This is a genomic window from Streptomyces malaysiense (assembly GCF_000980885.2).
GTDB classification, from domain to species: domain Bacteria; phylum Actinomycetota; class Actinomycetes; order Streptomycetales; family Streptomycetaceae; genus Streptomyces; species Streptomyces malaysiense.
Genome location: NZ_LBDA02000007.1, coordinates 22,062 through 36,002 on the forward strand (window position 1 = coordinate 22,062; position 13,941 = coordinate 36,002).

The 13,941-nt window shown below is 75.7% G+C and carries 13 protein-coding genes; 7 read left to right on the plus strand and 6 right to left on the minus strand.

The genetic code is table 11. The features are described 5' to 3' along the window. Positions 1 to 123: 123 nt before the first annotated feature. The 5 genes from VT52_RS03760 to VT52_RS03780 all read left to right on the plus strand — a co-directional run bounded on the left by VT52_RS03760 (position 124) and on the right by VT52_RS03780 (position 4,598). Positions 124 to 1,428: an MFS transporter gene (locus VT52_RS03760; protein ID WP_046421949.1), complete on the plus strand. Its 1,305-nt coding sequence runs from the start codon at positions 124 to 126 to the stop codon at positions 1,426 to 1,428. Further along, complete coding sequence (locus tag VT52_RS03765; RefSeq protein ID WP_206306431.1) at positions 1,425 to 2,264, plus strand: putative hydro-lyase; 840 nt, start codon at positions 1,425 to 1,427, stop codon at positions 2,262 to 2,264. The genes VT52_RS03760 and VT52_RS03765 overlap by 4 nt, the downstream gene beginning before the upstream one ends. A gap of 95 nt (positions 2,265 to 2,359) precedes the next feature. Next, positions 2,360 to 3,118 (plus strand): LamB/YcsF family protein, encoded by a 759-nt coding sequence (locus VT52_RS03770; RefSeq protein ID WP_046421938.1) that lies wholly within the window; start codon positions 2,360 to 2,362, stop codon positions 3,116 to 3,118. Further along, complete coding sequence (locus VT52_RS03775) at positions 3,115 to 3,732, plus strand: 5-oxoprolinase subunit B family protein (protein WP_046421937.1); 618 nt, start codon at positions 3,115 to 3,117, stop codon at positions 3,730 to 3,732. Before VT52_RS03770 ends, VT52_RS03775 begins: the two co-directional genes overlap by 4 nt. After that, the gene (locus VT52_RS03780; RefSeq protein ID WP_046421936.1) at positions 3,729 to 4,598 is read left to right on the plus strand and encodes a 5-oxoprolinase subunit C family protein; all 870 of its coding nucleotides are present in this window, start codon (positions 3,729 to 3,731) and stop codon (positions 4,596 to 4,598) included. Before VT52_RS03775 ends, VT52_RS03780 begins: the two co-directional genes overlap by 4 nt. A gap of 144 nt (positions 4,599 to 4,742) precedes the next feature. Here the strand turns inward: VT52_RS03780 and VT52_RS03785 are convergent, their stop codons facing one another. The 5 genes from VT52_RS03785 to VT52_RS03805 all read right to left on the minus strand — a co-directional run bounded on the left by VT52_RS03785 (position 4,743) and on the right by VT52_RS03805 (position 10,242). Next, complete coding sequence (locus VT52_RS03785; protein ID WP_079174815.1) at positions 4,743 to 5,630, minus strand: SGNH/GDSL hydrolase family protein; 888 nt, start codon at positions 5,628 to 5,630, stop codon at positions 4,743 to 4,745. Next, on the minus strand, positions 5,627 to 6,826 hold the full coding sequence (locus VT52_RS03790) for a glycosyltransferase (RefSeq protein ID WP_046421935.1): 1,200 nt from the start codon (positions 6,824 to 6,826) through the stop codon (positions 5,627 to 5,629). Before VT52_RS03790 ends, VT52_RS03785 begins: the two co-directional genes overlap by 4 nt. Further along, a complete protein-coding gene (locus tag VT52_RS03795; protein WP_046421934.1) occupies positions 6,823 to 7,983 on the minus strand; it encodes a glycosyltransferase family 4 protein in 1,161 nt (386 codons plus the stop codon). Before VT52_RS03795 ends, VT52_RS03790 begins: the two co-directional genes overlap by 4 nt. A 147-nt stretch (positions 7,984 to 8,130) precedes the next feature. Continuing rightward, positions 8,131 to 9,549 carry a hypothetical protein gene (locus VT52_RS03800; RefSeq protein WP_046421933.1) on the minus strand — a complete coding sequence of 473 codons (1,419 nt, stop codon included), beginning with the start codon at positions 9,547 to 9,549 and terminating at the stop codon, positions 8,131 to 8,133. Positions 9,550 to 9,849: 300 nt separating this feature from the next. Beyond that, on the minus strand, positions 9,850 to 10,242 hold the full coding sequence (locus VT52_RS03805) for an ankyrin repeat domain-containing protein (RefSeq protein ID WP_046421932.1): 393 nt from the start codon (positions 10,240 to 10,242) through the stop codon (positions 9,850 to 9,852). A gap of 264 nt (positions 10,243 to 10,506) precedes the next feature. On the opposite strand from VT52_RS03805, the gene VT52_RS03810 reads away from it, so the two are divergent. Both VT52_RS03810 and VT52_RS03815 read left to right on the plus strand, forming a co-directional pair. Next, the gene (locus VT52_RS03810; RefSeq protein WP_046421931.1) at positions 10,507 to 10,701 is read left to right on the plus strand and encodes a hypothetical protein; all 195 of its coding nucleotides are present in this window, start codon (positions 10,507 to 10,509) and stop codon (positions 10,699 to 10,701) included. A 49-nt stretch (positions 10,702 to 10,750) separates the two neighbouring features. After that, positions 10,751 to 12,361 carry a membrane protein gene (locus VT52_RS03815; RefSeq protein WP_046421930.1) on the plus strand — a complete coding sequence of 537 codons (1,611 nt, stop codon included), beginning with the start codon at positions 10,751 to 10,753 and terminating at the stop codon, positions 12,359 to 12,361. A gap of 60 nt (positions 12,362 to 12,421) precedes the next feature. Here VT52_RS03815 and VT52_RS03820 read toward each other — a convergent pair whose 3' ends face one another. Beyond that, a complete protein-coding gene (locus VT52_RS03820; protein WP_046421929.1) occupies positions 12,422 to 13,933 on the minus strand; it encodes an SCO1417 family PLP biosynthesis transcription factor in 1,512 nt (503 codons plus the stop codon). Between the last annotated feature and the right edge of the window lie 8 nt (positions 13,934 to 13,941).

Below are 13,941 nucleotides of genomic sequence, written 5' to 3' on the forward strand. Positions count from 1 at the left end.
CGGAATTCAAGCGTAGTCATCGGGACGAGACAACACGGGTATTGAAGGATCGTTGAACGATCCTCTACGGTGCTCGACACGGCTCACTTCACCGCACCCTCCGTCCCCCTCTGCGAGGTGCCCATGAGCACGACCCCTCCTCCCCCCGCCCCCGCGACCGCGCTCGAACACACCGCTCAGGACGGCGCGTTCGGCTGGCTGCGCGACCTCGGCCCGCACGGGCGGCGCGCGTTCGCCGGGGCTTTCGGCGGATACGCCCTCGATTCCTACGACTACTTCACGCTGCCGCTGAGCATGGTGGCGCTCTCCGCGCACTTCGGCCTGGACAGCGGCCGGACCGGGCTGTTCACCACCGTCACCCTGGTGGTCTCGGCGGTCGGCGGTGCCCTGGCCGGGGTGTTCGCCGACCGGGTGGGCCGGGTCCGGGCGCTGGTGATCACGGTGCTCACGTACGCGGTGTTCACCGTCGCCTGCGGCTTCGCGCCCGACTTCGGGACGCTGCTGGTCTTCCGCGCGCTCCAGGGTCTCGGCTTCGGCGGCGAATGGGCGGTCGGCGCGATCCTGGTCGCCGAGTACGCCTCCGCCCGCCACCGGGGCCGCACGCTCGGCGCGGTCCAGAGCTCCTGGGCGGTCGGCTGGGCGCTGGCCGCCGTCGTCTACACCCTGGTCTTCTCCTTCGCCGGCGACGACCTGGCCTGGCGGGTGATGTTCTGGACCGGCGCGCTGCCCGCGCTGCTGGTGCTGTGGGTGCGGCGCCGGGTGCACGACGCACCGGTCGCCCTCGCGGCCCGCGAACAGGACCCGCGCCGCGGCTCGTTCACCGCGATCTTCCGGCCGGGCCGGGCCGGCGCCCCGGGCCTGCTGCGCACCACGCTGCTGGCGAGCCTGCTGTCCACGGGCGTGCAGGGCGGCTACTACACGCTGGCCACCTGGGTGCCGACGTACCTGAAGTCCGACCGCGGCCTGTCGGTCGTCGGCACCGGCGGCTACCTCGCCCTCCTCATCTCCGGCGCGTTCCTCGGCTACCTGACCGGCGGCCACCTCACCGACCGGCTCGGCCGGCGCGCCACCATCTGGCTGTTCGCGCTGCTGTCGGCGGTGTGCGTGCTGGCGTACGCGCACATCCCGCACGGCGCCGACACGGTGCTCCTGGTGCTGGGCTTCCCGCTCGGGTTCTGCATGTCGGCCATCTTCAGCGGCTTCGGCTCCTACCTCAGCGAGCTGTATCCGACGGCGGTGCGCGGTACCGGACAGGGCTTCACCTACAACACGGGCCGTGCGGTGGGCGCGGTCTTCCCCACCCTGGTCGGCTTCCTTGCCGACAGCTGGGGCGTCGGCGGCGCGCTGGTCTTCGGCGCGGTCGGCTACGGGATCGCGGCGCTGGCGCTGCTCGGGCTGCCCGAGACGCGCGGCAAGGAGCTGGCATGACACGGGTGCGGCGCGTCGAGGACCGTCCCGTCACCACGCTCGACGAGCGGGCGCCCGGCTGGAGCCCGCGGGCCGCGCGGGCCCGGTTCCGCGCGGGTCTCACCGGCCCCACGGCCGGGGTCGCGGCCGGGCACACCCAGGCCAACCTGATCGCGGTGCCCGCCGACTGGGCCTACGACATGCTGCTGTTCTGCCAGCGCAATCCCAAACCCTGCCCGGTGCTCGACGTCACCGACGCCGGTTCCGCCACGACGGTGCTCGCCGAGGGCGCCGACCTGCGCACCGATCTGCCGCGCTACCGGGTCTGGCGGGACGGCGAGCTGGTCGCCGAGCCGACCGACGCCCGGCCCCACTGGCGCGGGGACCTGGTGGCGTTCCTGCTCGGATGCAGTTTCACCTTCGAGTGGGCGCTGAGCCGGGCGGGGGTGCCGATCCGCCATGTCGAGCAGGGCCGCAACGTGCCGATGTACGTCACCGGGCGCCCGTGCCGTCCGGCGGGCCGGCTGAGCGGGCCGATGGTGGTGTCCATGCGGCCGGTGCCGCCGGAGCGGCTCGGGGCGGCGATCCGGGAGAGCGGTCTGCTGCCGGCCGTGCACGGGGGCCCCGTGCACTGCGGGGATCCGGCGGCGCTCGGCATCGCGGACCTCGGCCGGCCGGATTTCGGCGACCCGGTGGTCATGGAGGAGGGCGACATCCCGGTGTTCTGGGCGTGCGGGGTGACCCCGCAGGCGGCGGTGACGGCCTCCCGGCCGCCGTTCGCCATCACCCACGCGCCGGGCCAGATGTTCCTGACCGACGCCCGCGACGAGCAGTACCGGCTGGTCGGCGTCGGCTGACCCCGACCGGCCACCGCGCCGGACCCGACCCGATGCGACCCGACCCGATCCGACCCGGTCCGACCCGGTCCGACACACGGAGGCACGGAACGACCATGACCACGATCGATCTGAACGCCGATCTGGGCGAGGGCTTCGGCCGCTGGCGGCTCACCGAGGACGAGCAGCTGCTGTCCGTCGTCACCAGCGCCAACGTGGCCTGCGGCTTCCACGCCGGGGACGCGGCCACCATGCGCCGGGTGTGCGAGCTGGCCGCCGAACGCGGGGTGACGATCGGCGCCCAGGTCTCCTACCGGGACCTCGCCGGGTTCGGGCGGCGCGCGATGGAGGTGCCACCCGCCGAGCTGACGGCCGAAGTCGCCTACCAGATCGGGGCCCTGGAGGTGTTCGCGCGCGCCGCCGGGGCCCGGGTGGCGTACGTCAAACCGCACGGCGCGCTCTACAACCGGGTGGTGCGGGACGAGGAGCAGGCGGACGCGGTGATCGACGGCGTGCTCCTCGCCGGCCCCGCGCTGCCGGTCCTCGGCCTGCCCGGCTCCCGGCTGCTGGCGCTGGCCGGCAAGGCGGGCCTGCCGGCCGTGCCGGAGGCGTTCGCGGACCGCGCGTACACCGACGAGGGCACGCTGGTGCCGCGTGGCCGGGACGGCGCGGTGGTGACCGACCCGGAGGCGGTGGTGCGGCGCTCGCTGGGGCTCGCGGTCTCCGGCACGGTCACCGCGCTCTCCGGCGCCCGGGTCCGGGTGCGCGCCCGCTCGCTGTGCCTGCACGGCGACACGCCCGGCGCGGTGGAGCTGGCCCGGCGGGTGCGGGCCCGGCTGGTCGGGGCGGACGTGCGGGTGGAGGCCTTCGCATGAGGGCGCTGCCGGCCGGCCGGGAGGCGCTGCTCATCGAGGCCGACTCGGCCGAGGAGGCGGGAGCCCTGCACGCGGCGCTGCTGCGGCGCCGCGTGCAGGGCACGCTGACCGTGCGCGAGATCGTGCCGGCCGCGCGCACGGTCCTGCTGGACGGGCTGCCCGACCCGGCCCGCTGGGCATCCGAACTGAGCTCGCTCGAAGGGGAGTCGCCCGAGCCCCCGGCGCGCCCCCCGGTGGAGATCCCGGTGCGCTACGACGGCCCCGACCTCGCCGCCGTCGCCGCGCACTGGGCGGTGTCCGAGCGGGAGGTGGTCCGTATCCACGCGGGCACCGAGTTCACGGTGGCCTTCTGCGGGTTCGCGCCCGGCTTCGGCTATCTCACCGGGCTCCCGGCCCGCTACGCCGTCCCGCGCCGGGCCACTCCGCGCACGGCGGTCCCGCCCGGCGCGGTGGCGCTCGCGGGGCCCTACACCGGTGTGTACCCGCGCACCTCGCCGGGCGGCTGGCAGCTGATCGGCACCACCGACGCGGTGCTCTGGGACCACACCCGCGACCCGGCCGCGCTGCTGTCCCCGGGCACGCGGGTGCGGTTCGCGCCGGTGGAGGGGCCATGAGCGACCGTGCCCTCGTCGTCGTACGGCCCGGCCTGCTGACCACCGTGCAGGACATCGGGCGGCCCGGGTACGCACATCTCGGGGTGCCCCGCTCCGGCGCGCTGGATCCGCCGGCGGCGGCGCTCGTCAACCGGCTGGCCGGGAACGGGCCGGACGCCGCGGTCCTGGAGACGACGCTGGACGGGTGTGCGCTGCGCTCCCGCTCGACGGTCACCGTGGTGGTCGGCGGGGCGCCGTGCCCGGTGGCGGTCGGCGGCCGCCCGGCGGCGTGGGGCGCGCCCGTGGTGCTGCCCGCCGGTGAACTCCTCCAGGTGGGCGCGGTGTCGGCGGGGGTACGCAGCTACGTCGCCGTGCGCGGCGGCATCACCGTGGAGCCGGTGCTCGGCAGCCGCGCCACCGACCTGCTGTCCGGACTCGGCCCGGCCCCGCTCGCCGAGGGCACGGTGCTGCCGCTCGGCCTCCCGGCCGCACCGCCCGCACGCGTGGACACCGCCCCGCGGCCGGGCCCGCCGGCCGAACTGGTGCTCCGGGTGACGCCGGGCCCGCGCGCGGACTGGTTCACGGCACGCGGACGCCGCGACCTGACCACGCGCGCCTACCGGGTGTCCCCGGCGAGCAACCGCATCGGTCTGCGCACCGAGGGCCCCGCCCTGGAACGCGCCCGGGAGGGCGAACTGCCCAGCGAGGGGATGGTGCTGGGCGCCGTGCAGGTACCGCCGGACGGCCGCCCGATGGTCTTCCTCGCCGACCACCCGACCACCGGCGGCTATCCGGTGATCGCCGTGGTGCACCCACCCGACCTCCCGGCAGCGGCCCAGGCGGCACCGGGAACCCCGCTCCGCTTCGTTCCGACGGGCCGCCGCTGACCGGTCGGCCGACCACGCCACGGGCCACGGGCCGCGACGCATCCCAGCACCCGGCCTCAGCGGGCCATGAGCATCTTCCCCAGCGCACCCCTGGGACAGCACCGAAGGCCCCCCTCTCCACACCCGCGAACCACGGACGACCGCTCAGCCGGCCTCCGCCCCCAGCCGGCTCGTGCGGCGCTCCACCTCATCCCGCGGGGCCGGACGAGGCGCCGGCAAGGCCGCGAGCGCGGCGGAGACCGTGGTCGTCATGCGCAGGTCGAGGTGGGCCGTGGTGCCACGGGCGCGGTGGCGGAGTTCCTCGGTGGCGAGGGAGAGGAGTTGAGGCAGCAGGTCCCGGCAGCGGCGGGCCGCCCACGCGGTGCCCGCGGTGGCCAGCCACAGCAGGCTCGCCGTGCGGGTCGGCGCGGGGAACTCCGGTTCCTGCGAGGGGGGTCGGCCGGTGGCGTGGCCCGTTTCGGTGAGCAGCGCGTGGAAGCGGGCGGCCAGCCGGCGGTGCCCGCGTTCGCCGGGGTGCAGCCGGTCCGCGCTCCACAGGGCGCGGTCGGCGATCCAGCCGCCGTCGGACGCGTGCAGGTGCACCGCGCCGTACCGGTCGGACAGGGCGTGCACGACCGCGTCGACCGCCCGCTGGCGCCGGGCCAGCGGGGCGGCCAGGGCGCCCGGCAGGCCGAGCATCGCCCCGGGGTCGGGCAGGCAGGCGGTCAGCAGGGTGGCGCCCGCACGGGCGCAGGCCGCGTAGACCTGGTCGAGGCGGGCGGCGACCGCGTGGACGTCGAAGGTGTGCCGCAGGGTGTCGTTGACGCCGACGAGCACCGCGACCAGATCGGGGCGCAGCGCGAGAGCGGCCGGCGTCTGCCGCTCCAGCACGTCCCGGGTCTGCGCGCCGCTGACCGCGAGGTTGGTGAACTCCGTGCCCGCGCCGAGCGAGGGCGCGAGCAGCGCGGCCCAGCCCCGGGGGCCGGCCTCGGTGAAGTCGCCCACGCCCTCGGTCAGCGAGTCCCCGAGGGCGACGAAGCGGACCGGTCTCATGCCACGCCCTCCGGAACGCCCCGGTGGGTGCCGGCGCGGCCGTCCCCGCGGCCCTCGGCGCGGTCCAGCACCTGCGCGTCGTGGGCGGCGAGGAACGCCTCCACCGCCGTGCCCCAGCCGAAGCACTCGGCTCGCGCGCGTGCCGCCTCCCGGCGTTCGGCCTCGGGCCGGTCCAGGAGCAGTTCGACGGCGTCGGCGAACGCCTCCCCGTGGCCGGCCGCGGTCGCCCCGGCCGTCCCGATGACCTCGGGCAGCGCGGAGGAGGCGCTGGCCACCACGGGCGTGCCGCAGGCCATCGCCTCCAGGGCGGCGAGCCCGAAGGTCTCGGCGGGTCCGGGGGCGAGCGCGAGATCGGCGGCGGCCTGGAGCGCGCCGAGCGCGGCCCGGTCGGAGAGGTGGCCGAGGAAGGTCACCGGCAGCCCCCGTTCCCGGGCGCGCTGCTCCAGCCGGCCCCGCAGCGGCCCGTCCCCCGCGACCACCAGCACCGCGGGTCGTCCGCGTCGTATCAGCGCCTCCAGGGTGTCCAGGGCGGTGCCGGGACGCTTCTCCACGGACAGCCGGGAGCACATCACCAGCAGAGCCTCTCCCCCGCGCGCGTGCCGCGTGCGCACGCCCGGGTCGCGCAGTGCGGGGTGGCGGGCCGTCAGGTCGACGCCCAGGGGGGCGCGTACGACATTGCGCGCGCCGATCCGGACGAACTCGCGCTCGGCGTACTCGGTGGTGCACACCACCCGCGAATAGACGTGCGCGGTACGGGTGTTGAGGGCGTCCGCGGCTCGTCTGGACAGGTTTTCGGGCAGGCCCCAGGTGCGCAGCACGCCGTCGGCGGTCTCGTGGGAGACCATCACGGCGGGCACGCGTGCCCGGCGGGCCCAGCGGCCGGTCCAGCGCAGGGTGGTGCGGTCGGAGACCTCCAGCCGGTCGGGTCCGAGGTCCTCCAGGAGGGCGGCGAGGCGGCGCTTGCCGGTCAGCACGCGGTAGCCGCCGGTGCCGGGGAGCGGCGGTCCGGGCAGGGTGATGACGCGGCCCTGCTCGGTGTCGGTGTCGGTGTGCCGGGCGCCGGGCACGATCAGCACCGGTTCGTGGCCCGCCGCCAGGAAGCCCCTGCCCAGCTCGCGCAGGGCGGTGCGCAGCCCCCCGGAGGCGGGCGCGACGAAGTTGGCGAGCCGGACGATGCGCAGCGGCCGGGCGCTCATGCCGCCACCGCCGTCCGGCGCCCGGCGAGCACGTCCTCGTAGTGTCCGATCAGCCGGTCGCCCACGGCGGCCCAGGTGCGGTCCTCGACCAGGGTGCGAGCGGCGGCGCCGAACGCGGCGCGGCGCGCGGGGTCCCCGGCCAGGGCGCGCACGGCGTCGCGGACGGCCTCGGCGTCGCGCGGCGGCACGAGCAGTCCGGTGCGGCCGTGGTGGACCAGGTCCAGCGGCCCGCCGACGGCCGGCGCGACGACGGGGACGCCGCTGGCCATGGCCTCCTGCACGGTCTGGCAGAAGGTCTCGAACGGACCGGTGTGCGCGAACACGTCCAGCGAGGCGAAGATCCGCGCCAGTTCGTCGCCGGTACGGCGGCCCAGGAAGGCGGCGCCGGGCAGCGCCTCGGTCAGGTGGGCGTGGCTGGGTCCGTCGCCGACGACCACGAGCCTGACGCCGTCCAGGGCGCAGACCCCGGCGAGCAGTTCGACGTGCTTCTCCGGGGCGAGCCGGCCGACGTAGCCGACGATCAGTTCGCCGTTCGGAGCGAGTTCCCGCCGCAGTTCCCCGTCACGACGGTCCGGCCGGAAGCGTACGGTGTCCACGCCCCGGGGCCACAGCCGCACCCGGGGCACCCCGTGCGTCTCCAGATCGCCCAGGGCGGCGCTGGAGGGGGCGAGGGTGCGGTCGGCGGCGGCGTGCACGGAGCGGATCCGGCGCCAGGCGGCGGCCTCTCCGGCGCCCATGTAGGTGCGGGCGTAACCGGCGAGGTCGGTCTGGTAGACGGCCACGGCGGGCAGGCCGAGCCGGGCGGCCGCCGCCATCCCGCGGGCGCCGAGCACGAAGGGACTGGCGAGGTGCACCACATCGGGCCGGTGCGTCACCAGGGCCGCGGCCAGCCGCCTGCTGGGAAGGGCGACGCGGACCTGGGGGTAGCCGGGGAGCGGGAGGGAGGGGACGCGGACGACCGGACACGGGGCGTCCGTGCCGCGGCCACCGGGGGCGCCACCCTGTTCGAGCGAGGCCGACGACAGGGGGGACGGTGCGGGGGCGACGACGAGTGGCTGGTGACCGCGGTCGACGAGGTGCCGGGCGGTCTGGAGCGCGCAGTGGGCCACGCCGTTCACATCGGGGGGAAAGGATTCGGTCACGATGACGACACGCATACGGGTGTTGTCGCCGCACCGGGCGTGGCCGCGTCAACGTCGATCTTTCCGCCCGGGGAACGTCCCATGAGCGTTGTGCTCCGCGGGCGGACGCGCCGGGTCGTGTGCGCCGGCGCGCGTCGCGTACGCGGCCTCGCCGGCCTCGCGTCAGCCCGCCGACATGTCCGGCCCGAAGCGGCTGCGGACCGCCGTCTGGACCTCGTCCTCCTCGGCCGGGTCGGCGGCGAGGCGGCGGAGGCGTTCGACGACCCGGTTGTCGCCGGTCTCGGCGTGGCGGGCGGCGAGTTCCCGGGTGGTCTCCTCGCAGTCCCAGAGGCATTCGACGGCGAAGCCGGCGGCGAAGGACGGATCGGTGGCGGCGAGGGCACGGGCGGCCCGGCCGCGGAGGTGGGAGGAGGCGGTCTCGCGGTAGACGTGGCGCAGCACCGGCGCCGCGCAGGCGATGCCGAGGCGTCCCGCGCCGTCGACCAGGGTCCACAGCGTGGGCGCGTCGGGACCCTCGCCGCGCACGGCCTCGCGCAGGGCGCCGAGCACCAGCGGGCTGTCCTGGGCACCACCGCGGCAGGCGAGGACCCGGCCTGCGGCGGCGCCGAGCACGTCGGGCCGCTGGGCCCAGCGGCGCGCACGGTCCACGGCCGCGACACTGCGCATCCGTTCGAAGGCGTCGACGGCCGCCTCCACGACGACCGCGGTGCCGTCGGCGACCGCTGCCTCGACGAGGTCGAGCGCCTCGGGATCGTTGCTGTCGGCGAGATAGCGCAGCGCCGTACAGCGGGCCCCGTCGGTGCCGGCGCGGGCGGCCAGGAGGATCTCCGGCCGGTCCTCGGGCCCGGCCACGGCGACCAGACAGCGGGCGGCGGGCACATGGCGGGCGGCGCCGCGGTCGAGGCCCTGCTGGGCCCACTCGAAGACGGCGCGCACACTCCAGCCGGGGCGGGGCCCGGCCGGCCGCATCTGCCGTTGCCAGCGGTCGAAGCATCCGGCTTCGTGGGCGGCGCGCACCCGGGCGCCGATGCCGTCGCGCGGGTCCTCGGCCCACAGCCGCCAGGGCCGGGGTTCGAAGGCGTCGCGCACGGCGGTGGCCAGTTCGGCCTCGCCCTCGGGGTCGGCGGGGAACCGGGCGAGCACGGGGACCGCGAGGGCGCGCAGCCCCGCGTCGTCGTCGCGCAGCGCCAGTTCGTCCAGCGCCCAGGCCCAGTTGGCGCCCTGGGCGGCGTACCGGCGCAGCAGGTCGAGGGCGTCCCGGCGGCCGTACGAGGCGAGGTGGCCGAGCACGGCGAGGGCCAGGCCGGTGCGGGACTCGTCCGTCTCCAGGTGGTCCTCGGGGTCGAAGAGGTGTGCCTCGACGGCGTCCAGCTCGCCGCTCAGGTCGAGGAAGAGCCGGGCGTAGTACAGGGAGCGGTTCTCCACCTGCCAGTCGTGGCGGGGATCGCGCAGCACGCAGTGGTTGAGGGCCGCGAGCGCTTCCGCGCGGGGGGCGGTGAGCGCGTGCAGCGTGCCGTCGCCGCGGCCCCGCTGGAGCAGGCCGAGCAGCGTACCGCTGGGCGCTATGACCGGATCGAACATGGGAAACAGCCTCACATCAAGCGTCGACGCAACCGGGGAACACGCACTACCTGGCCGTGTGACACAACGTCGGAGCGCCCGCCGTCTCTTGCTTGCTGCAACCCATTTCTCTCTGCCTCTCGTCGGTGGCCCATGCGGACCGCATCACGGTCCGCGCGGTGCGGCAACACCTGCCCAGCCATCGCGTCCGTGAATCACGTCGTCATGATGACCCGCGGTGTGTGCTGCCGCGACCGTATTTCCGGCGGCCCTGTACCGCCTCCCCCGTTTTCCGTTTCTTAGCTGGTCAGAAGCCCTGTGTCAGCTGACGCCGAACAGTTCGAGCACATCGGCCCGACCGAACATCCGGGCGGTGTCGACGGCCGACGGCGTGCCCTCGGCGGGGTCGGCGCCGCCCTCCAGGAGGGCCTTGACGACCTCCGTCTCCCCCTTGAAGACCGCGCCCGCGAGAGGGGTCTGGCCCCGGTCGTTGACGCGGTTCGCCTCGGCGCCCCGGGCGAGCAGCGCGCGCACCGCGGCGGCGTGCCCGTGGTACGCGGCGAGCATCACGAGGGAGTCCCCGCGGTCGTTGGTGAGGTTGGCCGGAACGCCCGCGTCGACGTACGCCACGAGTGCCTCGGTCCGCCCCTGCCGGGCCAGATCGAAGATCTTGGTCGCCAGCTCCACGACCTCGGGGTCGGGGGCTTCGCTCATCGGCCGGACCGCCTCTCATTACAACCGTTCAGGTGAACCGCAAGGGTACTGGCTCGTGCCTCACATCACCCGTTGTGCCCGACGTAAAGATCGCTACGGGCGGGCCCGTCCGCAAGTGCCCTGCTCAACAGCCCCGCATTGGCTCCACCATACGGGCGAATAGTCACGATATTCACCCAGTTGCGCTCTTTGTCGTATAGACACATGCTGTGATCCTGGAAGTACTGATGGTGACTGTCCCCTTCGACACCAGGAGGCACCCAAATGATCCTCTCCATGTCAGGCGTCGTCCTGCTCGGCACCGTCGTGTTCCTCTACTTCCGCAAGGACGGCCTCAAGGGATCGCACGCGTGCATCTCGACGCTGTTCGGGTTCTACCTGTCGAACACGGCCATCGCGCCGAGCATCAAGGCCGGCGGGGAGAGCCTGGCCAGCCTCCTGGGCGGGATCAAGTTCTGACGCCGGTCCGGCACGACGCCCCGCCCGCACGCACCACCAGGAGACAGCAGTGGCCCGGCGCCCACTCCCCCGCATTCTGAGCAAGGACGGCGCGCAGCTCGCGCGGACGCAGCTGGCCCGGAGCCGGGAGCTGGCCCGGACGGCGGCCGACAGCGCCACCGACGTCCTCCATCCGCTGATCACCCTGTCCCGCGGGCTGCGCCTGCTGGCCTCGGCGGGGCGCGGCAGGTGGGCCGCCACCCCCAAGGACCGGCGCGGGCCACTGCTCTTCCTGGTGGCCTGCGTGGTCCTGGTGGTGGCGCTGGCCCCGTACGGACCGCTGCTCGCCGTCGTCACCGTGATGGCGGCGGCGGCCTGGCTGGGCCGCGACCGCACCCCGCCCGCCCCCGAGAGGCCCGACGAATCCCGGACCGAGCGGCTCCAGGTGCTGTACGACGCGCTGGTGCCCTACTTCTCCGTCCCCGAGGACCCCGCGCCGCTCTACGCGCACGGCGGGGAGTGGGAGAAGGCCTTCACCGCGCACGAGTTCGACGACGCGGGGCGCGTCGGGCAGCTGGTGCTCCGCTATCCCGCGTACTTCCCGGACGGCGAGCCCGAGGCCCGCGCGCGGGTCGAGCAGGTGCTCACCGCGAAGGCGGGGCGCGGGCGCGAGTACCGCTTCGGGTGGGACGAGGAGGCCAACCAGCTCGCCGTGACCGTCCTGCCGCCGCTGCCCGCCGACATCGTGGCCCAGCGGTTCGTGACCGCGCCCGGCGAGAGCGTGCTCGGCTTCACCGACCCGAGCGAGGTTCAGCGCACCCTCCCCCTCTCCTTCGGGGACTACGGGGACCCCTACGAGGAGCAGCGCGACGTGCCGCCGGTCGTCTGGCGCACCGGCACCCGCTCCACCGAGCCGCACCTGCTGGCGGTCGGCCAGCCCGGCAGCGGCACGTCCACGCTGCTGCGCTCCCTCGCCCTCCAGGCGCTCCAGCACGGCGACGTCCTCATCGTGGACGGCGGGGGCACCGGCGAGTACGCGTGCCTGACCGGCCGGGACGGGGTGCCGGCCGTGGAGTGCGCGCTGCCGGGGGCGCTGGCGAGCCTGGAGTGGGCCACGCGGGAGACGGAACGGCGGCTGGTGGCGATCAACCTCGCCCGGCAGGCGGGTGACCCGCCCCCGGCCGACACCCGGCGCCCCCTGTGGATCCTCCTCGACCGGCCGAGCGTCTTCGCGCACCTCGCGCGGGTGGACGACCGCGAGGACCCGCAGGACCTGCTCCAGGTGCCCCTGCGGCACGGGCGGGCGGCGAACGTGACCGTCGTCGTCGCCGAGCAGTACGACGGCCTCGACGCGCTGAGCGACACGGTACGGCAGCACACCCGGGCCCGGGTCGCCCTCGGCCCCGCGTCCGCGCGGCAGGCGGCGGCGGTGCTGGGGGCAGAGCCGCGGACGACTCCGCCGGCGCAGATGCCGCCGGGGCGCGGGTACGCGCGGCTGGGCCAGGGGCCGGTGCACCGGCTCCAGGTGCCGAGGACACCGGATCCGTACGACGACGCGACGAGCGAGGGCGACCGGCGGGCGGTGCTGGATCTGCTGCCGCCGAGGGCCGCGCGGCCGCCCGAGCCGATCGACCTGAGCAAGCCCGAGCGGGTTCCCGCGGAGCCGGTGGCGGCGGAGTAGTCCGCAGGCGCGGGTGCGGCACCGCTGATCGCACGGCTCACCCGCGCCCTCCGGGGCCCGCTACGCCACGAACGTCCGCGGCGACTCCGCCGCCGCCCCCGTCCCTCCGGTCTCCACCAGCCGCGCCGCCGCGGCGAGCCGTACCGCCGCCTCCTCCGCCACCGCTCCCCCAACGGTGAACGGCAGCCGGACGTACCCCTCGAACGCGCCGTCGACGCCGAAGCGCGGGCCGGAGGGGACGCGGACGCCCGTGCGTTCGCCCATCTCCGCGAGACGGGAGCCGGACAGGCCGCCCGCGCGGACCCAGAGGGTCAGGCCGCCTCGGGGAACCTCGAACTCCCAGTCCGGCAGCTCCCGGCGCAGCGCGGCGACGAGGGCGTCCCGGTTCTCCCGTGCCTGCGCCCGCCGCAGCGCGACCGCCTGCTCCCAGCCCCCCGTGCTGAACAGCCAGTTGACGGCCAGCTGCTCCAGCACCGGCGTCCCCAGGTCGGCGTACGCCCGCGCCGCGACCAGGCTGCGGACGATGTCGGGTGCCGCCCGCACCCACCCGATCCGCATGCCGGCCCAGAACGCCTTGCTGGCCGAGCCGACCGTGATCACCGTGGAGCCCGCGGTGTCGAAGGCGCAGACCCGGCGGGGCATCCGCCCCTCCCCCAGCTCCTCCTCCAGCCACAGCTCGCTCATCGTCTCGTCGGCGACGAGCACCGTGCCGGCCGCGCGGGCCGCGTCCACGAGACGGCGCCGCTGGTCCTCGTCGGCCAGCGCGCCCGTGGGGTTGTGGAAGTCGGCGACCACATAGGCGAGTCGGGGCGCGGCCTCCCGCAGGACCTGGCGCCAGCGGTCCATGTCCCACCCGGCGAGCCCCTCCGCCATCGCGACCGGCACCAGCCGCGCGCCGGCCTCGCGCATCAACTGGAGGATGTTCGCGTAGGACGGGGACTCCACCGCGATGCGCTCGCCGCGGCCCGCGAAGAGGTGGCAGATCGCGTCGATGGCGCCCATCGCGCCGGTCGTCACCATGATCTGCTCGGGCATCGTGGGGATCCCGCGCGCGGTGTAGCGCTCGGCGATCATCGCGCGCAGGGCGGGCAGCCCGGCCGGGTAGTCGCCGTGCGTGTGCGCGTAGGGCGGTAGTTCCTCCAGCGCGCCCTGCACGGCGCGGGTGAGCCAGGGCTCGGGCGCGGGCAGGGAGGCGCAGCCCAGGTCGATCACCGAGCCGAGGGCCTCCGGGGGCAGCGGCTCCAGGCCGCGCGCGGGCACCGGGTTGCCGGCCGGGACCGCGGTCCAGCTGCCCGCGCCGCGCCGGGACTCCAGGAAGCCCTCGCCGCGCAGCGCCTCGTAGGCGGCCGCGACCGTGGTGCGGCTCACCGAGAGGGAGAGGGCCAGTTCGCGTTCGGCGGGCAGCCGGGCGGCGACCGGGACGCGCCCCTCCAGAACCAGCAGCCGGATGCCGTCGGCGAGCGCCCGGTAGGCGGGCGGACGGCGGCTGCCGGGCCCGGCCGGCCGTTCCTGCTGGGAGTTGAGCAGCCGGGCGAGCTGCGCGGCCCCCACTGCCGAGGTCCACTGCGCCATGAGATCAG